Annotated in this window: 21 protein-coding genes; 10 read left to right on the top strand and 11 right to left on the bottom strand. The window is 66.6% G+C overall.

Translation table 11 applies throughout. The annotated features are described in order from the left end of the window. Positions 1–3: 3 nt before the first annotated feature. The 5 genes from ACO1P8_RS15760 to ACO1P8_RS15780 form a co-directional block, all read right to left on the bottom strand. Positions 4–1,431, bottom strand: a complete 1,428-nt coding sequence (locus ACO1P8_RS15760; protein ID WP_486296829.1) for an aldehyde dehydrogenase family protein — start codon at positions 1,429–1,431, stop codon at positions 4–6. 251 nt (positions 1,432–1,682) lie between these two features. Next, on the bottom strand, positions 1,683–2,471 hold the full coding sequence (locus ACO1P8_RS15765; RefSeq protein ID WP_486296949.1) for an RsiV family protein: 789 nt from the start codon (positions 2,469–2,471) through the stop codon (positions 1,683–1,685). A gap of 155 nt (positions 2,472–2,626) precedes the next feature. Then, positions 2,627–3,403: a lipoate--protein ligase family protein gene (locus tag ACO1P8_RS15770; protein ID WP_486296830.1), complete on the bottom strand. Its 777-nt coding sequence runs from the start codon at positions 3,401–3,403 to the stop codon at positions 2,627–2,629. After that, a complete protein-coding gene (gene lplB / locus ACO1P8_RS15775; protein WP_486296831.1) occupies positions 3,400–3,675 on the bottom strand; it encodes a lipoate-protein ligase small subunit in 276 nt (91 codons plus the stop codon). Before lplB ends, ACO1P8_RS15770 begins: the two co-directional genes overlap by 4 nt. A gap of 57 nt (positions 3,676–3,732) precedes the next feature. Continuing rightward, positions 3,733–4,632: a DMT family transporter gene (locus tag ACO1P8_RS15780; RefSeq protein WP_486296832.1), complete on the bottom strand. Its 900-nt coding sequence runs from the start codon at positions 4,630–4,632 to the stop codon at positions 3,733–3,735. A 211-nt stretch (positions 4,633–4,843) separates the two neighbouring features. Between ACO1P8_RS15780 and ACO1P8_RS15785 the strand changes: the two genes are divergently transcribed. The 6 genes from ACO1P8_RS15785 (at position 4,844) to ACO1P8_RS15810 (ending at position 10,808) form a co-directional block, all read left to right on the top strand. Then, positions 4,844–5,311 carry an Lrp/AsnC family transcriptional regulator gene (locus tag ACO1P8_RS15785; protein WP_486296833.1) on the top strand — a complete coding sequence of 156 codons (468 nt, stop codon included), beginning with the start codon at positions 4,844–4,846 and terminating at the stop codon, positions 5,309–5,311. A gap of 191 nt (positions 5,312–5,502) precedes the next feature. Continuing rightward, the gene (locus tag ACO1P8_RS15790; protein ID WP_486296834.1) at positions 5,503–6,720 is read left to right on the top strand and encodes a CaiB/BaiF CoA transferase family protein; all 1,218 of its coding nucleotides are present in this window, start codon (positions 5,503–5,505) and stop codon (positions 6,718–6,720) included. 104 nt (positions 6,721–6,824) lie between these two features. After that, on the top strand, positions 6,825–7,544 hold the full coding sequence (locus tag ACO1P8_RS15795; RefSeq protein ID WP_486296835.1) for a cysteine hydrolase family protein: 720 nt from the start codon (positions 6,825–6,827) through the stop codon (positions 7,542–7,544). A gap of 86 nt (positions 7,545–7,630) precedes the next feature. Continuing rightward, the gene (locus tag ACO1P8_RS15800; RefSeq protein ID WP_486296836.1) at positions 7,631–8,902 is read left to right on the top strand and encodes an MFS transporter; all 1,272 of its coding nucleotides are present in this window, start codon (positions 7,631–7,633) and stop codon (positions 8,900–8,902) included. A 40-nt stretch (positions 8,903–8,942) separates the two neighbouring features. Next, the gene (locus tag ACO1P8_RS15805; protein ID WP_486296837.1) at positions 8,943–9,917 is read left to right on the top strand and encodes a cyclase family protein; all 975 of its coding nucleotides are present in this window, start codon (positions 8,943–8,945) and stop codon (positions 9,915–9,917) included. A 21-nt stretch (positions 9,918–9,938) separates the two neighbouring features. Further along, positions 9,939–10,808 (top strand): amidohydrolase family protein, encoded by an 870-nt coding sequence (locus tag ACO1P8_RS15810; protein ID WP_486296838.1) that lies wholly within the window; start codon positions 9,939–9,941, stop codon positions 10,806–10,808. Here ACO1P8_RS15810 and ACO1P8_RS15815 read toward each other — a convergent pair. From ACO1P8_RS15815 to ACO1P8_RS15825, 3 genes are read right to left on the bottom strand one after another with little or no spacing between them, the layout of a single operon-like run. Then, positions 10,781–11,467, bottom strand: a complete 687-nt coding sequence (locus tag ACO1P8_RS15815; protein ID WP_486296839.1) for a GntR family transcriptional regulator — start codon at positions 11,465–11,467, stop codon at positions 10,781–10,783. The genes ACO1P8_RS15810 and ACO1P8_RS15815 overlap by 28 nt on opposite strands. After that, positions 11,464–13,089 carry an amidase gene (locus ACO1P8_RS15820; protein WP_486296840.1) on the bottom strand — a complete coding sequence of 542 codons (1,626 nt, stop codon included), beginning with the start codon at positions 13,087–13,089 and terminating at the stop codon, positions 11,464–11,466. Before ACO1P8_RS15820 ends, ACO1P8_RS15815 begins: the two co-directional genes overlap by 4 nt. A 12-nt stretch (positions 13,090–13,101) precedes the next feature. After that, the gene (locus ACO1P8_RS15825) at positions 13,102–13,824 is read right to left on the bottom strand and encodes a Bug family tripartite tricarboxylate transporter substrate binding protein (RefSeq protein ID WP_486296841.1); all 723 of its coding nucleotides are present in this window, start codon (positions 13,822–13,824) and stop codon (positions 13,102–13,104) included. A gap of 137 nt (positions 13,825–13,961) precedes the next feature. Here ACO1P8_RS15825 and ACO1P8_RS15830 point away from each other — a divergent pair, with 137 nt between their 5' ends. Continuing rightward, positions 13,962–14,828 carry an HpcH/HpaI aldolase/citrate lyase family protein gene (locus tag ACO1P8_RS15830; protein WP_486296842.1) on the top strand — a complete coding sequence of 289 codons (867 nt, stop codon included), beginning with the start codon at positions 13,962–13,964 and terminating at the stop codon, positions 14,826–14,828. A gap of 121 nt (positions 14,829–14,949) precedes the next feature. Here the strand turns inward: ACO1P8_RS15830 and ACO1P8_RS15835 are convergent, their stop codons facing one another. Then, on the bottom strand, positions 14,950–15,435 hold the full coding sequence (locus tag ACO1P8_RS15835; RefSeq protein WP_486296843.1) for a glutathione peroxidase: 486 nt from the start codon (positions 15,433–15,435) through the stop codon (positions 14,950–14,952). Between the two features lie 209 nt (positions 15,436–15,644). On the opposite strand from ACO1P8_RS15835, the gene ACO1P8_RS15840 reads away from it, so the two are divergent. From ACO1P8_RS15840 to arsC, 3 genes are all read left to right on the top strand, one after another. After that, positions 15,645–15,950, top strand: a complete 306-nt coding sequence (locus ACO1P8_RS15840) for a tetratricopeptide repeat protein (RefSeq protein ID WP_254926151.1) — start codon at positions 15,645–15,647, stop codon at positions 15,948–15,950. A gap of 422 nt (positions 15,951–16,372) precedes the next feature. Continuing rightward, on the top strand, positions 16,373–17,818 hold the full coding sequence (locus ACO1P8_RS15845; protein ID WP_486296844.1) for a CoA transferase: 1,446 nt from the start codon (positions 16,373–16,375) through the stop codon (positions 17,816–17,818). 143 nt (positions 17,819–17,961) lie between these two features. Beyond that, positions 17,962–18,315: an arsenate reductase (glutaredoxin) gene (gene arsC / locus ACO1P8_RS15850; protein ID WP_094842395.1), complete on the top strand. Its 354-nt coding sequence runs from the start codon at positions 17,962–17,964 to the stop codon at positions 18,313–18,315. Positions 18,316–18,420: 105 nt separating this feature from the next. Here the strand turns inward: arsC and ACO1P8_RS15855 are convergent, their stop codons facing one another. Continuing rightward, a complete protein-coding gene (locus tag ACO1P8_RS15855; protein ID WP_486296845.1) occupies positions 18,421–20,451 on the bottom strand; it encodes a YXWGXW repeat-containing protein in 2,031 nt (676 codons plus the stop codon). Between the two features lie 28 nt (positions 20,452–20,479). After that, positions 20,480–20,617, bottom strand: a complete 138-nt coding sequence (locus ACO1P8_RS15860; protein ID WP_486296846.1) for a hypothetical protein — start codon at positions 20,615–20,617, stop codon at positions 20,480–20,482. Positions 20,618–20,832 lie beyond the last annotated feature (215 nt).

A 20,832-nucleotide genomic window follows, 5' to 3' on the forward strand; every position in this document is an offset into this window, starting at 1 on the left:
GGCTCAGGCCACCGGCCGGATGCCGACGAACTTCAGTTGCGACAACTCCTCCATCGCATAGCGCACGCCTTCCCGGCCGAAGCCGGACTGCTTGACGCCGCCGAAGGGGTAGGTGTCCAGCCGGAAGCGGCTGGCCTCGTTGATCCACATGGAACCCACGTCGAATTCGTCGGCGAAGCGCAGGGCCCGCGCGATATCCCGCGTAAACACGGCGCCTTGCAGCCCGAAGGGGGAATCGTTGGCCAGCCGCAGCGCCTCGTCGACGTCGGCCGCCCGTTCGACCAGCACCAGCGGGCCGAAGACCTCGTCGCACCACAGGCTGGCGCTGCGCGGCACATCGACCAGTATGCCCGGCGTTACCATGCATTTGTCCTGGCGCGGTTCGAGGGCATAACGGCCGCCGCTGGCGACCGCGTCGCGCGCCATCGCCATGACGCGCTCGGCCTGCGCCAGCGACACCATGGGCCCCAGGTCCATCTGCGGATCGTTGGGGTCGCCGGCACGCAAGGCGCCGGCAGCCTTGACGAAGTGCGCCAGGAATTCCTCATAGACACCGGTCGCGACGATCACGCGCTGGGCCGATACGCATTGCTGTCCGCTGGCTTCGAAACCCGCGGCGGCGATCCGCGTGGCCGCGTCGCGCAGGTCGGCATCGTCCAGGACGATGTTGGCGGCATTCGAGCCCAGCTCGGCGACGAACTTGCGGGCGCCGGCGGCGCGGATCAACGCTTCGCCTGCCTTCGTCCCGCCGGTAAAGGTGACCACCGCCACTGCCGGAGCGCCAGCCAGTGCCAGCGCCGGGCCGCGGTCGCCCGTCACGACGTTGAACATGCCCGCGGGCAGGCCGGCTTTCACGAAGAGCTCGGCCACCCTGAGCGCCACCCGGGTGCCGGCCGGATGCGGCTTGACTACCACGGTATTGCCTACTGCCAGCGCGGGGGCGACCTTTTGGATAAGCAGGTTGATCGGCGCGTTGAAGGGCGTGATCGCGGCGACCACGCCGTATGGAACATGCCGCGTAATACCGATGCGGCCGGCGCCCGGCTGGGTAACGTCGAGCGGCAGGCATTCGCCGCCGAAAGTCTGTGCCTGCGCGGCGGTGGCGCGTATGAATTGCGCGGCCCGGCCGACTTCGAAGGTGGCGGCCCGGCGCGGCTTGCCGATGTCGCGGATGATCAATTCCACCAGCTCGGCCGCATGGGCCTCGATGGCATCGGCCGCCTTCAGCAGCCAGCCGATACGATCGGCGGCGGGCAGCTTGCGGGCCGTCCGAAATGCCTGTTCGGCATCCTGGACGGCCCGCGTCACGACTTCATCGGGGGCGTCGACGAGATCGCCGACAGGGGAAGAATCGACGGGCGAAACGCAGCAGAAAATCTTGCCCGCATGGTCGACCGTCGCGCCATGGATGTAACTCTGGATCTTGCCCACCGCAACCCCTTGCTGAGTGTTTCGATGCCGGTGCCGGCGTCTGTTCGTGGCCTTGAATGTTTAACTAATTAGTCAATGATGTCAAGGCAGCCACGGGATTACCCTAGCTAAAGTGCGATTCTTCCGGGTTGGTTATATCGGATAGGTGAGTCGTTTTGAATTTAGATGACTAATTGGTCAATTAAAAGAAGGGGCGAGCCTGGCGGCGGGGCGGACGGCCATGGACCGGCCGCGACGGCGCGGCGCACCCTTCAGTGACGGGCGGGAATGAATTCCGGCCGCAAGATGCCCACCAGGTCCTTGTAGGGAATCTGCAGTTCGGGTTCGCCGTAGAAGTAAGGCGCGATGGAGTAGGCCTCGTACTTCACCGTCATGCCTTCGCGGGTCAGCGCGAAATTGTCCGAGGGCTGGTAGGGCCACAGCTTGTCATAGGCGGCGGGGTCGCGCTTGTAGTCGTCGTTGGTTTTCAGCCAGCGGGCATGCGCCGCCTTCAGGGCCTCCACGTACTGCGGCCCGCGGCCCGGCAGGATGGCTTCGCCCAGGGCAAGCACGCGGCCTTTGCTGCGTTCCCAATTCATGTATTGCGTGGCCGGGATGGGGTGCGCCGCGCCGGTCACGTACTGGTCCGTATGCAACTCGATGGCGATGATGTCGCCCACCGTATCCTTGACGCTGGCCTTGAACCAGGTCTGGTCGCGCGGCTGCGCGGTCTGGAAAAAGAACTGGGCATACTCGTTCAGCGTTTCGTACGGTCCGCGCCGGTTGCGGTCCACCCCGGTCATATAGGCCAGCACGTGGTCGATCAGGGCGGTCAGTCTGGGGATCCCGGGAAAGGCGATGGAGTCCACTTCGATGCGCGGACATTCGCCCTTGCAGCCCGGTTTGGTGCGGGTCCATTTGACGCTATCGACCTTGACGTCACCGGCGTCGGCCGCCGGCGCGGTCCGCGACGCCAGACTGATGTCGGCGGGCGGCGAACTGCCGCAGGCGGCCAGCAGCGCCAGCAGGCAGGCCAGCATGCCGCGCGCGGCAGGGCGCATGGCCGCGGCGCGCAAGCCGCGCCGCGGTATCGCGGCGTCGATCGCGACGGGATGGGCGGGCGCAGGGGGGGATACGGGCATCGTGCCTCCGGGGGGTGTTCGAGTTCGGTATGCGGTATGTGGCCGCGCGATGACGGGCAGGGCTGGCCGGGCCGTCACGGCACTTGCGTCAGCCAGGCTTCGGTGGCGAAACGCTCACGCACCTGGCGATCCGCCTCGGCCAGTTCCGCTTCTGCGATGGTGCCCGGCCGCAGCCCGTGCGTGTCACGGAAGACTTCGATCATGCGATCGATAATCCGTTCCCGCGGCATCCCGGTCTGGGTAAGCAGCGGATCAACGCGCTTCTTCGCGCTGGTCGTGCCCTTGTCGGAGAGTTTTTCCCTGCCGATCCGCAACACCTGCACCATCTTGTCGGCGTCGATATCGTAGGCCATGGTGACGTGATGCAGCACGGCCTTGCCGCGCCGTGCCTGCGCCGCGCCGCCGATCTTGCCGCCTTCGGAGGTAATGTCGTTCAAGGGCTGGTACCAGGCCTTGATGCCGAGCGACTGCAGGGCCTGCAGCGTCCATTGGTCCAGGAAGGCATAGGATTCCTGGAAGCTCATGCCCTCCACCAGCGACAGCGGTGCATAGATGGAGTAGGTGATGGTGTTGCCGGGCTCGACGAACATCGCCCCGCCGCCGCTGACGCGACGCACGACTTCGACAAGGTGGCGGGGCGCGCCGTCCGCATCGACCTCGTTCTTCAGCGACTGGAATCGTCCGATGACCACGGCGCGCGTGGCCCATTCCCAGAAGCGCAGGGTAGGAGGGCGGCGTGCCGCCGCCACTTCGTCGCAGAGCACGGCGTCCAGGGCCATGTGCTGCAAGGGCGTGCGCGCGTCTTCACGGATCAACTGCCAATCGTGGTCGCGCCATGCGGTGCGTGTCATGCGAGCGCCCTCCGCACTGCGACCGCCACGGCTTCCGGCGAGAATCCGAACATCTCCGTGCCGCGCGGCAGGGCCAGGGCGACGGCCAGGGCGATTTCGGCCTCCGTGGCCTGCGCCGGCAGGCCGGTCAGGGCCCGGTCGATTTCCGCCAGCGCCTCCGGCGGTTCGAGAAAAAAATCGCCGCTGATGCTGACCTGGGCCAGTGCACCGCCGTCGACCCGCAGGTCCGCCACGACCAGCTTGCCGCCGGGTACCTTGTATTCGCCATGCATGGGAACATCCTCGAGCAAGCGCGCCGTCCGCCAGGCCGGCATGCGCGTGCGTCGATGTTAAGCCATGCGGGTGATTTTCGCCGGCCACAGCCGCCAGTTCAGCGTCACGCCCGCCACGGCCAGGAGGATCAGCGCGATGCCCAGCGCCTGGGCAAGGTCCAGGTGCTGCCCGAAGAAGGCATAGTCCACCAGGATGGCGACCGCGGGATAGATGAATGACAAGGCGGCCAGCATGGGCGTGGCCAGCTTCTGGATGGCGGAGTAGAGCAGGATGTACATCAGGCAGGTATGCACGACGCCCAGCACGACCAGGCAACCCCATTGCGACGGCAGCGTGGGTAATGCCGAGAAATCCGCCATCGGCGCGAGCATGGCGATGCCCACCGCCGCCTGCACCAGCGCCAGCAGGTGCGGCGGAATATGTGCCAGGCGCTTGACGATGATCGCGGTGACGGCGTACAGCGCGCCCGCACCCAGGCCCAGGGCCAGGCCCAGCAGGTGGCTGTCGTGCCAGGATAGTTGCGCGGCCTTCAGTTGCAGCAACAGCAATAGCCCGCCGAACGCCACGACCGCCCAGGCGATCTTCGTGACACTGGGCCGTTCGCCCAGGAAGAGCGCGCCCAGCGCCATCAGGAAGAAGGGCTGGAAGTTGTAGACCGCCGTCGACAGGGAAATCGAGGCCAGCCGGTACGCCGAAAACAGCAGGACCCAGTTCATGACCAACGCAGCGCCGGCCGCCACCGCCATCAGCAGGCTGGCGCCCGTGAAGTAGCGGCGCGACAGCAGGCCGCGCGCATGGCAATAAACGAGCAGCGCCAGCGCGCCGAAGACACAGCGGAAGAACACGACATTCAACGGTGTCTGCCCCGATTGCAGGACGAAGAAGCCCAAGGTCCCGGACATCGCCATCGCGCTGCTCATTTGCACGACGCCGGTGCGTTCGTTCGATGTCGCCATGACGGCCATCCTTTCGATGTGAAGTTGCCCACGGCTGCCGCGCGCAAGGCTTTGCCCTGGCGGCGAACCGGGGGATTCGTTAAAACGCGGACTTGCGCGGCCAGGCCTCGTCGAAGTAGCGTACAGGTGAAATTATCCCAGGCCGATTGCCGGGTTTACATGGCGAAAGCATGCGATTTTCTCCAACATGCCTTTTCTTCAAAGGAGAATTATGGGAGATAACCTTAAGAATCATGAGTCTCCCCTGGATGCGGTCGACCGGCGCCTGATCACGCTGCTCACGGCGAACGCCCGGGCCCCTGTCGCCGAGCTGGCCAGGACCGTGGGCATGTCCTCGCCCAGCGTGGCCGACCGCCTGCGGCGCCTGGAGGAGTCCGGTGTCATCCGCGGCTATACGGTGGACATCGATCCGGCCGCCCTCGGGTACACGCTGGAAGCGATCGTGCGCGTGCGGCCCATGCCTGGGCAATTGCGCCACGTGGAGACGCTGCTGAAGGAAATTCCGGAATTCATCGAGTGCGACAAGGTGACGGGAGAAGACTGCTTCGTCGCGCGTGCGGTGCTGCGCGGCATCGGCCACCTGGACCGGATCCTGGACCGCGTCACCGAGTACGCGGAAACCAATACGGCCATCATCAAGGATGCAACCCTGCGCCGTCGCTTGCCGCCCCTGGGGTGATCGTGCGACGAGCGACCGCGGTAGATGCACCGTATCGCAACCCTTGCCTTGATTTGTTTTTTGTAAATTGTAGACAATCTGGGGTGGGGTCGCTAGAATTTTCCCAGGCATAACAGCGGCGAGCCGCGCCGATCGCGCATGGGGCGCTGGTCGCGGCCGTCATCAGACTTACAGATATCCAAGGTGTCCGATTGACTCCAACTGATTCCGTATCACATCATCCCGCGGGCGGCGCCGCCGATCGCGGCCCGCTCGCCGGCGTCAAGGTGCTCGACCTCAGCGGCTATATCGCCGGGCCGTATGGCTGCACGCTACTGGCCGACCAGGGCGCAGAAGTCATCAAGGTGGAACCGCCGCAGGGCGACAACCTGCGCAACTATCCTTCCACGCTGGCCGCCGAGGGCCGCGCCTTCCTGGGCGTGAACCGCGGCAAGCTGGGCGTGCAACTGGACCTGAAGAACCCCGCCGCGCACGAGGTCCTGCTACGGCTGGTAGAGCAGGCCGACGTCCTGGTGCACAACTTCCGTCCCACCGTCCCGCCCCGGCTGGGCATCGACTACGACACCCTGCGTGCGCGCAATCCGCGCCTGATCTATTGCGCGCTTACCGGCTATGGCGATAGCGGCCCGCTGAAGGACAGCGCCGGCTACGACCAGGTGCTGCAGACCATGACCGGCATCTGCACCTTCCAGGGCGCGCCCGGCGATGCCGAGATCGTGTATGGGTCCGTGGTGGACTACTACGCGGCGGCGCTGCTGGCCGGCAGCGTGTCCTCGGCCCTGTACCAGCGCGAGCGCACGGGGCAGGGCTCGTATGTCGGGGTATCGCTTCTGGGCAGCGCGTTGGCCATGCAATCGGCGCGTTTTATCTGGGCGGAAAACGAACCGCGCGAGGTCTGGCGCGACATGCGTTCCGGCGGCATCACCGGCCTGCATCCCACCCGCGAAGGCAGCATCTATCTCTCGGCCAACACGCCTCATTTCTGGGAGGCGCTGTGCGAGCTTGTCGGCCTGCCCGACATGGCGGCGGACCCGCGCTACGACAGCGTGCGCAAGCGCGCCGAGCATGCGGACGAGATCGTGCCCAGGCTGCGCCAGGCCCTGCGCGCCCATACCGCGCTCGAATGGGAGGGAATCTTCGGCGTACGCGTGCCGTGCGCCCCGGCGCGCCCCATCGAGGACATGTTCGACCATCCGCAGGTGACGGCGCAGGACATGGTGCATACCTACCGGCATCCCGTCGTCGGCAGCTATCGGGGGTTGGCGCGTCCGGTACGCTTCGGCGAAGGGCCGGTCGCGGCGCCGAGCGCCGCACCCACGCTGGGCCAGCATACCGAACAGGTGCTGCGCGACGGCGGCTGGACCGACGCTGAACTGGACCGCCTGCGTGCCGCGGGCGTCCTCGGCTGACGTTCCTTCATTCCACAGGACTTACGACGCGCTTGCCGGCGGGCGGACTGACCGGCGGCGCTTGCATCCCGATCCACACCGCGACTCAAGCAAAGGCGGGCAGTATGACGGCTCTCTGGGAATCCTATCTGTCGGAGCAGGACGCGGCGGTCCTGCGGCGCGGCGGCTTCGGCAAGCGCATGGGCTTCGGCCAGTGCCCGGCGCTGGTTGTCATCGACGCGCAGAAGTACATGGTAGGCGCGCTGGGGGAAGACGCCGATTGGCCCTCCAGTTGCGGCGATGTGGGGCGCGCGTCGGTCGCCGCCATCGCGCAGGTCGTCAGTGCGGCGCAGCAGGTCCAGGTCCCATGCTTCTTCACGCGCTTCGAGGTGGAGCGCGACGGCAGCGATATCGGCGGCTACCGCCGCAAGCGTGGGCTGCTGGACAGCGAGCGCTGGTGCCTGGCCGGCACGCTGGGTGCCGAACTGGTGGACGCCCTGCATCCCGCGGCGGGCGACGTCGTGTTCGTGAAGAAGAAACCCAGCGGCTTTCACGGCACGCCTTTGCTGGGCTACCTGATCGACCGCGGCGTGGATACCGTCATCGTCATGGGCGGCGCGACCAGCAATTGCATCCGCGCCACGGTCTTCGATTCCGCGTCGTACAACTTCCGCACCATCGTGCCGCAGGAGTGCGTGTTCGATCGGATTCCGATTTCGCATGCCATCAGCCTGTTCGATATGAACCGGCAGTTCGCGGACGTCGTGCCGATGGCGCAGGTGCTGGAGTACCTGCGCTTGCCGCGCGCGCGCCGCATGGATTTCGGCGCGGAAGACAACCGCTGACCGGATTTCCGCGCCCGTCGACGAGCCGCCGCCGGGCGGCCGGGCGATGGCCGCGCAGGTAAAACGAGGCAAAGGAGAGCGCGCTCATGTCGGATCACTCATCACCGCCCGCCGGTTCCGTCACCGCCGGGGGCCCCTGGTATCGGGATGTCTCGCGCGACGCATGGCGCGTGCTCACGCTCTCGGGACTGGGCTGGCTGTTCGAGGTCTACGAGATCTTCATTCTGTCGTTGACCGTCCCGGCTTTCATCGCTTATTTCGAGCTGACCAAGGCCCAGGCGGGCCTTATCGGGAGCCTCTCCGCGCTGGGACAGATCGTGGGCGGCATCGCCTTCGGCTGGGTCGCGGACCGCTACGGCCGCGTCAGGACCTTGATCCTGACCATCCTGGTCTATTCGGTGTTTTCGGGCGCCACGGCGCTGGCGACGGGTGCCGTTATGGTGGCGGCCACGCGCGTGCTGGCGGGGCTGGGCATGGGCGGGGCATGGACGGCGGGGGCGGCGCTGGTGGCCGAAACCTGGAAACCGGAACATCGCGGCAAAGGTGGGGCGCTGATGCAGCTCGGCCTGCCGCTGGGGTCGCTGCTGGCCATCGGCGTCGTCGCCTTGGTGGGCAATGCCACCGGCGGGCTGGACGGCGGCGGCTGGCGCTGGGTGTATGCCATCGGTTTGCTGCCCATCGTGATCCTGTACCCGGTGGCGCGACGCACGCCGGAATCGCCGGTCTGGCTGGCGCGCGTCAAGACCGGAACGCCGCGCGGCAGTCTTGCCGATCTGCGTCGCCCGGATAATGCCAAGGGGCTGGCCAAGGCTTTCGGCTTCATCTTCTTCGTGCAGTACGTATATTGGGCCGTGTTCACCTGGACGCCGACCTTCCTGGTAACGGTCAAGCATTTCGACTTCGTGCACAGCCTGGGCTTCACGCTGGCCCAGCAGTTGGGATCGCTGGTCGGGTTCCTGATCTTCGCTTCGCTGGTGGACCGCATCGGCCGCAAGAAGACGTTCTCCATCTATCTGCTGATCGGCGCGATCGCTGTCATCGGTTTCGTCACGGTGCAACAGCAGCCCGTGCTGCTCGTTGCCAGTTTCTTTACCGGCATGGGCATCACCGGCCTCTTCGCCGGCATGGGGCCGTTCGCGGCCGAGCTGGTGCCCAAGACCGCCGCGCGCGGCTTCGCCATGGGCCTGGCCTATAACGGTGGACGCATCGGCGGCATGATCGCGCCTTATCTGATCGGCGCGCTGGCCACATCCGCCGCCGGTTTCAAGACTGGCATGCTGACTACCGTGGTGGCGTTCTTCCTTGCCTGGACGGTGGTGCTTATTTCCCCCGAAACCAAAGGACAGCGCATCAGCTGAGGCTGTCGCGACGCTCGATCCCGTGCGCACAGGGTCCCGCATGACCGATACACCGTTTCCCGCCTATGCCGACCTGCCGCGGCCCGATGCGTCGGGCCTGCCCTTGTCCTGGGGCGTCTGGGGCATGGGCGACCAGCTCGGTACGCTGAACAACATCGCGCCCGACACCGTGGCCGCCGCGGCCGGGCTGATTCGAACGGGATTGCGCTTCAACCTGAACCTGCCCATGCATATGCCGCTGGGGATGATCGGGCAGGCCAGCCACAAGCTGCGCCGGGCGCCCCGGCAGACCTTGTTCAAGCTGGATTACGCCGGCCTGGTCGTGCGCGACGATAAGGTCGACGATTTCTACCCGCAGTCCTCCACGCAGTGGGATGGCCTGACGCATATCGCCGATCCTCTGCGCGGTTTTTACAATGGGGCGCAGGACGTCGATGTGACCCAGCGCGAAGGCACGCGCAACGGCATCGAGCACCTGGCGCGCTTCGGCATCGCCACGCGTGCGGTGTTGGTGGACCTGCCGCGCCATTTCGCCAGGATGGGGCGGCCGTGGGACGCGTGCGGTAGCCTGGCGGCCAGCGCGGAAGACCTCCATGCCTGCCTGCAGGAACAGGGGACGCCGTTGCGGCGCGGCGACTTGCTGTTGGTGCGCACCGGCTGGGTACAGGCCTTTCGCGAGGCGAGAGACGATAACCGACGCGCGGCGTTGTTTGCCGGCCGCGATTACTCCGGCCTTTCCGGCGACGTCGACATGTGGGCCTTCCTGTGGGATCACCGCGTGGCCGGCGTGGCATCCGATGGCGTTACCGTCGAACGCTGGCCGCTGGCGGCCGGCCGCCCCAGCCTGCACCTCGCGATCGCCCGGCTGGGCCTGCTGCTGGGAGAAATGTTCGATCTGGATGCCTTGGCGGAGGACGCCCACCGCCATGGCCGGCACGAGTACTTCTTCGTTTCTTCGCCGCTGAACCTGCGCGGCGGCGTCGGCTCGCCAGCCAACGCCATGGCGATCCGCTGACATTTCCGCAAAAAAGACACCATGCATCCGCTCTTCGACATCCCGCCCGACGCCTGCGACAGCCATCTGCATATCTTCGACCCGCGCTTTGCCGAGCAGCCCGGCAACGGCGCGCCATTCGAGGGCGGGACGGTCGGCGAATACCGCGCCGTTGCCCATCGCATGGGAACCCGGCGCGCCATCATCGTTCAGGCCAAGCGCTACGGTACCGACAATGCCTGCCTGCTCGATGCGGTGGCGCAATTCGCGGGCCAGGCGCGCGGCATCGCCGTCGTGCCGCCGGATGTGGACGGCGCGACGCTGCGCGCTTTGGACGATGGTGGCGTGCGTGGCCTGCGCTTCAGCGTCTGGAATCCGGCCGACACCGTGATGACGGTCGACATGATCGAAACCCTGGCCCGTCGCATCGCCGACCTGGGCTGGCACGCGCAGCTGCATATGTCCGGCGACCAGATCGCCGCGCACGCGGCCCTGCTGTCGAGGCTTCCTTGTCCCATCGTGTTCGACCATATGGCGCGCCTGCCGCCCGGCCTGGGCGTGCGCCATCCGGCGTGGGGCATCGTGTGCGGCCTGATCGACCGCGGCAATTGCTGGGTGAAATTGTCCGGTGCCTATCTGAACACGTTGCAAGGCGGGCCGGACTATCCCGACGCGACGGCCGTGGCGCAAGCCTTCGTGCGCGCGGCGCCGCAACGGCTGGTCTGGGGCAGCGACTGGCCGCACGTGACCGAGCGCGCGCATACGCCTCCGGATACCGTGCAGCTGCTGGCCTTGCTGGCGCGGTGGGCGCCCGAGGAAACCGTGCGCCAGCGCATCCTCGTCGACAACCCGCGCGCGCTCTACGGCTTCGACGGGGACGCGCCTCAGGCCGCCGCCGCCTTGCGCTCCTGATAGCGCGCCGCGGCATACGCTTCGACGATGCTGGGCAGGTTCATCAGCACATGTTCGCGCTTGAGCGCGGCCGCTTCGTCGAAACGGCCCGCTTCCAGCGCCTGGATGATCTTCAGCATGTACTGCCGCGTGCGGCTTTCCTCGAGCCGCCTCGACAGCAGGTTGTAGCGCAGCGGTTCGGCCGTTTCGTTCAGGCGCGCCAGCGCGTTGCACAGGGGACGGTTGCCGGTATACGCCGCGATGGCGTCATAGAACCGGCGTATCTCCGCCAGGTATGCGCGCGGGTCGCGCGCCTTGTAGGCGGCTTCGAGCTGCGCGCGGCATGCCTTCAGGCTTTGCAGCAGCGGCCCCAGGTCGCCCGCGTCGGCCAATTGCCGGATGGCATAGGCTTCCAGTTCGGCGCGCAGCAGGTACTGGTCGCGGATCTCCCTGTCGTCGTAGAGTGTCACCCGAAATCCGCGCCGCTGCATGTGCGTCACCAATCCGGTTTGCTCCAGCAGGCGCAGCGCTTCGCGGATGGGGCCGCGGCTGGATCCGAAGCGGCGTTCCAGGTCCTGCTCGCGCAGCGGCTGGCCGGGCTGGAAGGTGCCGTCGACGATCAGCGCGCGTATTTTCTCGCGCAGGAAATAGGGAATGGTTTCCGGTGTCCGGTCCGTCATGCTCGAGCTCCCTGCAACGCATGGGCCACGGCCAGCAGCCGGGCCTCCGACAAGGGTCTGCCGATCAGCTGCGCGCCGATGGGCATGCCGTTCTCGTCCTCGCCGATCGGCACGCTCAACACCGGCAGTCCCAGGTAGTTGAAAGCCCGCGTCAGGCGGGTAATGGCCGCCACCACGCCGAACACGCGTCCCTTGCCCTCCATATCCGCCTCGGCACGCGTCGGTACCTGGATGGGTACGGTCGGGCACATCACGACGTCGGCCTGCGCCATCGGCCCGGCCAGCCAGGCTTGCAGCAGGGCGGCGCGGGCCAGCAGCGCTTCCGCGTAGCGGACCGCCGGAATGTGCAGGCCCGGTTCGGTGCGCGAATAAACGGCCTGGGAATAGCGCTCGGGAGTGCGGCGCATCCATTCCCCGTGCGTGGCAGCGCCTTCGACCTTGGCGATGACGTCGCCCATCGCGTAGCAGGCCGGCAGATCGTCGAAGCGGACATGGGCGATGGGGCCGAAGACCTCCGCCGCGCGCGCCGCGTAGGCATGCAGGGCGGCCGCAATGGCGTCGTCGTAAGGGTCCAGTCCTTCCAGCAGCGCCACGCGCGTGTCCGGGGCGCCGCCGGCCACGGACGCGGCATAGCCAGGCACTTCGGCGTGCAGGCTGGAGGGATCGCCTTCGTCATGTCCGGCCACCGCGTGCAGTATCAGGGCGCAATCCAATGGGGTGCGCGCCAGCGGCCCGATGCAGTCCAGCGACCACGCGCGCGGAAAGCAGCCGCGCCGCGACACCAGCCCATACGTCGTCTTGAGCCCGTATACGCCGTTCATCGACGCGGGCAGGCGGATCGATCCGCCTGTGTCCGATCCCAGCGATCCGAATACCGCGCCGGCAGCCACGGCCACGGCCGAACCGCTGGAGGACCCACCGGCGACACGAGAGGCGTCGTGCGCGTTGCAGCAATCTCCCCAATGGGGATTCTGTCCTGTCGGGCCGGACACCATCTCGCTCAGATTGAGAGGGCCAAGGTCTACCGCCCCCGCGTCCCGCAGGCGTTGCAGTACGGCCGCATCGGCATCGCCCGGCCTTTCCGGGAAGACCTTGGAACCTACCGTCATGGGCAGGCCGGCGCGTGTGAAGCAATCCTTGTGCGCGAGGGGGATGCCGTGCAGCGGGCCGCGCCAGCGGCCTTGCGCCAGTTCGCGGTCGCACTCGCGCGCCTGTTCCAGCGCGCGCTCGCCCCAGATGGCGATGAAGGGATTCAGCGCCGGCTGCACTTCGGCGGCACGCGACAATGCCTGCCTTGTCAGCGCTTCCGCGCTGGTCGCGCCTGCCCGCACCATGGCCGACGCCTGCGCGAGCGAACCTTCAGGCGGTGTCGGTACCGGGCCACCCGCGAGCAGCGCATCCCGCGCGCGCGCCGTCAGCGTCGGATGGTCCTGGGGATGGCTGCCCGGGATGATGCGTCCCTGCACGCCGGCCCGTACGGCATCGTTCAATCGCAGCACCTCGGCGGCGATCCGGCCGGCGTCCGTGCGCGACACCATGCCGTGCAGGCGCGGTGTCATGGCCTGTACGGCGGATCGCAGTTCGGGCAGGCCGTCGCCGGCAGATTCGTCTTGTCGCTTCATCGGGATAGGGATTCAGTTCGGGCGCATGCCGGCGCGCCGGGCGGTATCGGTCCAGCGCGCCAGGTCGCGCGCCAGCGTTTCCTGCAACGCCTCGGGCGAGGACGGCGTGGATTGCGCGCCGGAAGTCTTGAGGAACGCCGCGAAGGCGGGCTCCGCGGCGACTTGCGCGATGGCGCCGTTCATACGCGCGAGTATAGTGGGGGGCAGGTCGCGCGGCGCGAACACGCCCCACCAGACGTCGACCACATAATCCAGGCCGGCTTCCCTGGCCGTCGGTGTATCGGGAAATTCCGGATCGCGCTGCGCGGTGGTGAAGGCGAGTTTCGGCAGTTTTTCCGATGCGGTGCCGCGGATCGCGGCGATGGTCGTAATGATCAGGTCCAGTCGGCCGGCCAGCAGGTCCAGCTGCGCGGGCGCGATGCCGTTATATCCCACGGCCTGCATTTTGATGCCCGCGATATTGCTTAGCAGTTCGGTGGCCAGTTGCGTGCTGTCGCCCAGGCCGGCGCTGCCCGCGCCGCCACGGTTTTCCACCACCACCGACTGGCCGAGCAGCGCCGTGAGCCGTTCGGACAGTTTGCGGGCAATGACGTCGTGGCTGCCGCCCGGCGCGAACGGCACGATCATGCGTATCGGGCGCGACGGCCATACGTCCGCCGCGTGCGCCGGGGCGGCGCACAGCGCCACCCATAGCGCCATGGAGGTGAACAGGGATTTCAGCGTGCGGTGGATCATATCTGGCGCTCCCAAATGAGACGACGTGCGTTCGCTGGCGCTTGCGGGCAAAGGCAGTCTATGCTGGAGATTGTGAATTGTCTACAATTCGCAAAGTCGGTATTTACCCAGGGTTCCCCAGGCAAGGAGACGGTTTCATGCGCAGCAAACTTTTCGTCCCGGCATCGCGTCCGGAGCTTTATGCCAAGGCGCTGGCCAGCGCCGCCGATGCAATCTCGCTGGATCTGGAGGACGCGGTGGAAGAGGGCCGCAAGGCCGAGGCGCGCGCGACCCTGTCCGCCTGGCTGCAATCCGCGCCCCCGGCGCTGGACGGCAAGGTCGCTGTCGTGCGCTGCAATGGCATCGACACGCCGCATTTCCGCGCCGATGTGGAGGCAGTCGCCTGGCCGGCGCTGCGCGTCCTGAATCTGCCGATGGTGGAAGATCCCGATACCGTGGCGGCGCCCGCCGAGCTGCTGCAGCGCCTGGAGGCCGAACGCGGCATCCAGCGGCCGATCGCCATCCTGGCGAATATCGAATCCCCACGCGGCCTGCGCCGCGCCGCAGAGATCGCATGCGCGCATGCCCGCGTGTCCGGCTTGCAGATCGGCTTTGGAGATCTGCTCGCGCCCCTGGGGATACGCCAGGGCCATCCCGCCATGGTGCAGCATGTGCGCATGCAGGTTCGCCTGGCGGCCGCGGAGGCGGGCGTCGAAGCCTATGACGGCGCCTTCGTGAATATCGCGGATCCGGACGGCTATCGCGCCGACGCGGCGGCGGCGCGCGACCTGGGCTTCGCAGGCAAGAGCTGCATCCATCCGACCCAGGTGCCACTGGCCAATGAAGTCTTCATGCCCAACGAACAAGATGTGGCGCACGCGCTGCGCGTCGTGCAGGCAGCACGCGAGCAGTTGTCGAAAGGGACGGGCGCCTTCGTGGTGGACGGCAAGCTGGTGGACGGGCCTTTCATTGCCGGGGCGGAGCGCCTGGTGGAAACGGCCCGGCGGGCCGGCATGATTTCATGAGCGGCGGCGGACGGCGCATAACCCCGCCGCCGGCCGTGGCCTGGACCGTGCCGGGCAGTTCCGGGTCGCGTTCCGCGGGACCGCGGCGGTGTTCCGCTCGCCGGCGGGGCCTGGGCAGGCCCTAGCCGGCGCAGGCCGCCACGACCGCCGGGGCGATGGCCTCGGGCTTGTCGGCGGGGCTGTACCGCTTGATCGGTTGTCCATCGCGTCCCACCAGGAACTTGGTGAAATTCCATTTGATGGATTGCGTACCCAGCAGCCCTGGCCGTTCCCGTTTCAGCCATCGATACAAGGGGTGGGCGTTATCGCCGTTGACCTCGACCTTGGCGAACATGGGAAACGTCACGTCATAGCGCAGCGCGCAGAAGCGCTTGATTTCCGCTTCGTCACCGGGCTCCTGGTGGCGGAACTGATCGCAGGGAAAACCCAGTACCGTAAAGCCCGCGTCGCAATGCGCGCGGTACAGGGCTTCGAGCCCGGCGTATTGTGGCGTGAAGCCGCAGCGAGAAGCGACGTTGACGATCAGTACCACGCTGCCCGCGAACTCGCTTAACGGGCGCTGCTTGCCGTCGATGTCGACGGCCGAGAAATCGGCTAGGGAAGTCATGGCGCGCGTGCCTTCTATCGTCATGCGGGTAAGGCCTGCATTGTAGACGGCGCCGCCGCCGCAGCCCGGCACATCCTCGACGATCCTCCGTGGGGCATCGTCAACGTCGCGCCGCGCGGCACGGCGTCCAAGCCGGGCCGTGCGGACGCGGATGGGAAAGAGGTATCGTTTCATCGAAGCAAGAGGAGAATGCGATGACGGCGGGATCGATGACTGAACGCCTTGAGGCCATGCTGGCTTCGGGCCGCGACGATAAGCTGTTGCGATATACGCTGGGCAAGGCCTACGCGGAGGCCGGCAATTTCGACAAGGCGTGCGAGCACCTGGAGACCTCTGTGGCCTACGACCCCGACTATTCGGTTGCGTGGAAATGGTTGGGCAAGGCACGCCTGGGCAGGCAGGACAGCGATGGCGCGCGAGAGGCATGGCAACGCGCGACGGCTGTCGCGCAAGCGCACGGCGACGCGCAGGTCGTCAAGGAAGTCGCGGTATTCCTGCGGCGGCTGGAACGCTGATTTGGCTCTCCGTCCGTCGCGCCTTCACGTTTCCCAGGGCCCGTGGCGTCCTGGGACGCCTGAAATACAGCCTGTCGATCCTGGGCGGCGCCGCGCGGACCTGTCCCGCCAGGAGAGTCAGGCCCATTGCGTTTTTTTTCGCTCTATTTCCCTGATGTGCCGAAGGCCTTGCAATGGCTCACGCCTGCGCGCGTGAAGTGTTGGAAGCGCGTCACACAGCGTAGTGGTGACGGCGTAGGTTTGAGATGCAAAACGAAAATAGATGTGACCGCTCAATGGCTGCCAACAATCGCCATCCCTCGCTGGCGGGGGGCACCTTGCCCCAGGGCGGTCAAACCGTGAAACACGCGCCTCCCCGTACTATGTTGACGCTCTCCTTGTCGAAGATTTGTAATGCGCTGGGATAAGTACGGCCAGCCGCAATGGGATATTTGATGGATCTACGTCCGCCCTTCTTCAGAGGGGCTTCTTCCAGCCGTAAGTCGGCGCATGGCGCGCTGAGCGCCTTATGGCAGGTGGTCGATATGCCGGAAGAGGCGCTTGGCTATATCGATCTGCCAGGCGCGGATCCCGTTCTTCCCTCTTCCTTTTCCGTCGGTATGGCCGCGCAGTGCAGCATGGGCGCCGCTGCCCTTGCCGCGGGTGAAATCTGGCATATGCGTGGTGGCCGGCGCCAGCGTGTTTCCGTCGATATGCGGCATGCGGCACAGGAAACACGCGGGTATTTCACCGTCGACGGCGTGCAGCCGAACAGCTGGGACAAGATCACCGGGGTCTACCGCTGCGGCGACGGAAATTGGGTTCGCATACACGCGAATTTCGCGCACCATCGCGACGGCGCGCTTGCGTTGCTCGGTTGCCCGACCGGCGCCACCGTCGAACGGCGCGCGGTCGAGCGCGCGCTGTCGCGGTGGAAAGCGCTGGAATTCGAACAGGCCGCCGCCGATGCGGGCCTGGTCGTTGCGGCCTTGCGTACCTTCGACGAATGGGACCGCCATCCGCAAGGCATCGCCGTGTCGCAGTTGCCGCTGGTTTGCCTGGAGCGCATCGGCGATGCGCCGGCGCGGCCCCTGCCTCGCTATGGGCAGGACCGTCCGCTGCAGGACATACGCGTGCTGGATTTGACCCGCATCATCGCGGGGCCCGTATGCGGGCGCACGCTCGCCGCCTACGGCGCGGACGTGATGCTCCTGAATTCTCCCAACCTGCCGAATATCAATGCCATCGCGGAAACCAGCCGAGGCAAGCTTTCGGTGCTGGCGGATCTGGATACGGCAAGCGGCCGCATCACCTTGGGCAATCTGCTGCGCAGCGCTCATGTGTTCGTGCAGGGCTATCGCCCGGGCGCCCTGGAGGCGCAGGGCTTCGGTCCGGAAGACGTCGCGCGTTTGCGTCCCGGCATCGTCTACGTCTCTTTGTCCGCCTATGGCCATGTCGGTCCCTGGGCGCGGCGTCGCGGTTTCGATTCGCTGGTGCAGACCGCCAGCGGCTTCAACCACGCGGAAGCGCAGGCCGCGGGCCAGGAAGCGCCGCGGCCGTTGCCGGTCCAGATATTGGACTACGCCAGCGGCTACCTCATGGCCTTTGGCGCGCAGGCGGCCCTGGCGCGGCAAGCGATCGAAGGCGGCAGCTGGCATGTCCGCGTATCGCTGGCGCAGACGGCACGCTGGTTAAGGAGCCTGCCGCGCGTGCCGAATGGATTGACCTGCCCGATGCCGGCGCTGGATGGCTACCTGGAGGAAAGCGCATCGGGCTTCGGCAAGCTGGCCGCCGTCCGTCATGCCGCGCGGTTTTCGGCGACACCCTCCAGTTGGCTTAGGCCATCGGTACCACCCGGTACCAATCCCACCGTCTGGCCATTCAACTAGGCGCTGTCCAGGGCGCATGCCGCGTCGGGTGCGGGCCGGGGCGAGCTTGCTTCCCGTGCCGGCTGCCCCTGGCAGCGGCCGCGAGCGCGGAGTAGACTTTGCGCCCCGCGCCACGGCGCGCATTCGTACGTACAGGTCCCGCCATGCCTACCACCATCTATCACAATCCGCGCTGCGGCACGTCCCGAACCGTGCTGGAAGCCCTGCATGAAGCCGGCGTCACGCCTACCGTTATCGAATACCTGAAGACACCCCCATCGCGCGACACCTTGAAGGGCCTGATCGCGCAGGCGGGCTTGAGCGTGCGGGATGCCGTTCGTGCCAAAGAGCCGATCTACCAGGAACTGGGCCTGGATGCGGCCGATGTCGACGACGAGCGCCTGCTGGACGCCATGGTCGAGCATCCCATCCTGATCAATCGGCCTTTCGTCGTCACGTCCAAAGGGGCGCGCCTGTGCCGCCCCGCCGAACTGGTCCACGAGATCCTGCCGGAATAGCGTGCATCGCGCCGCGTCGTGTTCCCCTCCGATGTGCCGGATGAGGACATGTAAGGTATTCGCCTGCCTGCAAGGGCGAAACCAGGCCGTGCAGAGTACGACGCTTCAGCGCTGCGACGGGCGTGCCTGGCGAGGGTAATTCCGATCCGGTGCGCGCCGCGCCGGATTGCCGCGTATCTCACGACGCTGCGCGTTGTCGTGCAGCGCGATATCGCGCTGCACATGCTGACGCTGCGTTTGCCACTGCTGTTGCGACTGGCGCTGTTCGCGTTGACGCAAACGCTCCTGCTGCTGGAGTTCGCGATGCTGCAGTGTCAGCTGTTGGGATACCGCCTGTTGGCGTCGATAGTATTCCTGGCGCACCATCTGTTGCCGCGCGTCACCTTCGCGCTGATTGGTGCGCTGCAGTTGCTGGCGATACTGCTGCTGCTGTTGCTGCTGCTGCAGCTGTTGCTGGCGGAACTGCTGCTGTTGCCGTTCCTGTTGCAATTGCTGCTGACGGAACTGCTGTTGCTGGAATTGCTGCCGTTGCTGGAATTGGTCCTGCTGTTGCTGGCGATACTGGTCGCGTTGCAGTTGTTGGCGCTGGTCGAATTGCTGCTGCTGCCGCTGCTGGAACTGCTGTTGCTGCAATTGCTGCCGTTGTTGCGACTGCTGCTGTTCCAGCTGCTGTTGTTGGCGCTGTTGTTGCTGTCGCAGTTGCTGCTGGTATTGCGGGTCCGGGAGCGGTTGTCCGGACCGAGGGGCCAGCGGTGGTTGCTGAAGCTGGCGCTGCTGGAGTTGTTGTTGTTCGCCACGCTGCTGCAACTGCTGCTGTTGGAGCTGCTGCTGCAGCCGAAGCTGTTGTTGCTGCGACTGCTGTTGTTGCTGCAATTGCCGCGGGAACGCCGGCCCGCTTTGCGCCATGTGCTCGGACGGGGATGCGCCGGGCAGGGAAGGTCGCTGTCCGCCTTCGACGCCAGGCCGCTGGTCGACGCGCTGCTGCAATTGCCGGCGCTGTTCGCGCGCTTGCTGCGTCTGGCTTTGCAGGCGCTGGTCCAGTTGCCGTTGCTGCGTTTCCATTTGACGGACCTGGTCTTTCCTGCCCGGCCACCCGTCGACCGGCCCGCGGCCGCCCGCAGCCTGATCCCGGTTCGCTCTCGCGTGATCCCAGTGGTTTTCCGCGCTGCCGGCGGGATGGGCCAGCGCCACCCTGGGCGGCCGGCCCTGGTTCATGGACATGTACTGTTGCCTGTCCCGCCCCGCATTGCGCGCCAGGTCAGTCTGCAGGCGTAGCGGCGGCGAATGCCGTTCGTGTTGCGCGGCCTGTTCGCGCGCATCGGGTCCGCGCCGCAGTCCGCCCGGCCCGCCGTAGTAGCTCACGTGCGGTCCCCTCGGCTTGTCGACCGCCACGGGGTGGCTGTAGACGTAGCGCGAGCGGCCGGAGATGACGCGCGTGACATCGCGGTTGTAATAGAAATGCCGGTCGCGCCAATAGCCGCCGACGTATCCCCGGCCCACATAGCCGAAGCCGTAGTTGATGCCGCCGTAGTAGCCGACGTGTGGCCCCCAGTAGCCGCTTCGCCAGCGGTAGACCGGCGCGACGTATACCCAGTAGCCCGGCGTCCACAGGGCGCCGACGTAGGGCGCGAGCATCCAAACGCCGGGAATCCAGTAGAAGCCGTATGCGTTGCGCGCCCAGTAGCCTGGCACCCAGATGTAGCCGTCGCCCGGCGCCGGCGGCTGGTCATATTCCGGTAGCGGCGGCGGCGCCTGGGACGACGTATCCAGCGTTGCCAGATTGGCATCGGCCGGGTCCGCGTCGTCGCCATCGGCGGGCTCGGCCCGGGCCTGCGAAGGATCGGGGGCGGCCGCCATGTCCTGCGCTGGGACGTCCTGGCCGGGAAAGTTCTGCGGATAAGCCACGCCGGCCTGGCCGGCCGGATATGCGTCGCTATCCGGATATACCGGTACCTGTTGCTGGTACACGGGCGCCTGCGGCGCCTGCGGCGGAGCCGGAATCGTCGAGCCGGTCGATGGCACCGACGGCGGATAGCTGGTTTGCGCGCGCACCGGCGTCACGCCTGACATGCCGGCCGAAACCAGCAACGCCCCGATTGTCAGACGGCCGATGCGCGAAGGGTCGATCGCGTCCATAAGGCCTCCACATCGCTCACGCGTCCTGTCAATAGTGGTAGTAGTAGGGCGCCGGGTAGTAATACACCGGCGCCGGCCGGGGATGGTAATAGGCCGGGCGCGCCGGCACTACCACGCAGCCGCTCAACGTACTGCTTACCGCCAAGACCGCAAAGAGCTTCTTCATGCCTGACTCCTGTAATGCGCCGTGTTTCGGTGCATGCAGCCAGTGTAGGCATGCGGGTGTGGATGGGGGACTTCTGAAATCGTTTTGAAACGCCTGCGGGGTTACCAATTCCTACCCGCGGTACAGGCTGTGTCGCAACCGCAGGGATTTGCTTCCATGCGTGAGGCGGATGACAGGAATGGCAACGGCCGGGATGGCCCGGCCGTTGGGTATGT

The sequence above is a fragment of the Bordetella sp. genome, from assembly GCF_057362025.1.

Excerpts from the sequence above, each read along its gene's own strand:
- arsC (WP_094842395.1), top strand. The coding sequence starts at position 17,962 with ATGCCTACCACCATCTATCACAATCCGCGCTGCGGCACGTCCCGAACC.
- ACO1P8_RS15785 (WP_486296833.1), top strand. The coding sequence starts at position 4,844 with ATGGGAGATAACCTTAAGAATCATGAGTCTCCCCTGGATGCGGTCGAC.
- ACO1P8_RS15845 (WP_486296844.1), top strand. The coding sequence starts at position 16,373 with ATGGGATATTTGATGGATCTACGTCCGCCCTTCTTCAGAGGGGCTTCT.
- lplB (WP_486296831.1), bottom strand. The coding sequence starts at position 3,675 with ATGCATGGCGAATACAAGGTACCCGGCGGCAAGCTGGTCGTGGCGGAC.
- ACO1P8_RS15765 (WP_486296949.1), bottom strand. The coding sequence starts at position 2,471 with ATGCGCCCTGCCGCGCGCGGCATGCTGGCCTGCCTGCTGGCGCTGCTG.
- ACO1P8_RS15800 (WP_486296836.1), top strand. The coding sequence starts at position 7,631 with ATGTCGGATCACTCATCACCGCCCGCCGGTTCCGTCACCGCCGGGGGC.
- ACO1P8_RS15830 (WP_486296842.1), top strand. The coding sequence starts at position 13,962 with ATGCGCAGCAAACTTTTCGTCCCGGCATCGCGTCCGGAGCTTTATGCC.
- ACO1P8_RS15860 (WP_486296846.1), bottom strand. The coding sequence starts at position 20,617 with ATGAAGAAGCTCTTTGCGGTCTTGGCGGTAAGCAGTACGTTGAGCGGC.
- ACO1P8_RS15835 (WP_486296843.1), bottom strand. The coding sequence starts at position 15,435 with ATGACTTCCCTAGCCGATTTCTCGGCCGTCGACATCGACGGCAAGCAG.
- ACO1P8_RS15815 (WP_486296839.1), bottom strand. The coding sequence starts at position 11,467 with ATGACGGACCGGACACCGGAAACCATTCCCTATTTCCTGCGCGAGAAA.
- ACO1P8_RS15820 (WP_486296840.1), bottom strand. The coding sequence starts at position 13,089 with ATGAAGCGACAAGACGAATCTGCCGGCGACGGCCTGCCCGAACTGCGA.
- ACO1P8_RS15795 (WP_486296835.1), top strand. The coding sequence starts at position 6,825 with ATGACGGCTCTCTGGGAATCCTATCTGTCGGAGCAGGACGCGGCGGTC.
- ACO1P8_RS15810 (WP_486296838.1), top strand. The coding sequence starts at position 9,939 with ATGCATCCGCTCTTCGACATCCCGCCCGACGCCTGCGACAGCCATCTG.
- ACO1P8_RS15780 (WP_486296832.1), bottom strand. The coding sequence starts at position 4,632 with ATGGCGACATCGAACGAACGCACCGGCGTCGTGCAAATGAGCAGCGCG.
- ACO1P8_RS15770 (WP_486296830.1), bottom strand. The coding sequence starts at position 3,403 with ATGACACGCACCGCATGGCGCGACCACGATTGGCAGTTGATCCGTGAA.
- ACO1P8_RS15855 (WP_486296845.1), bottom strand. The coding sequence starts at position 20,451 with ATGGACGCGATCGACCCTTCGCGCATCGGCCGTCTGACAATCGGGGCG.
- ACO1P8_RS15805 (WP_486296837.1), top strand. The coding sequence starts at position 8,943 with ATGACCGATACACCGTTTCCCGCCTATGCCGACCTGCCGCGGCCCGAT.
- ACO1P8_RS15840 (WP_254926151.1), top strand. The coding sequence starts at position 15,645 with ATGACTGAACGCCTTGAGGCCATGCTGGCTTCGGGCCGCGACGATAAG.
- ACO1P8_RS15825 (WP_486296841.1), bottom strand. The coding sequence starts at position 13,824 with ATGATCCACCGCACGCTGAAATCCCTGTTCACCTCCATGGCGCTATGG.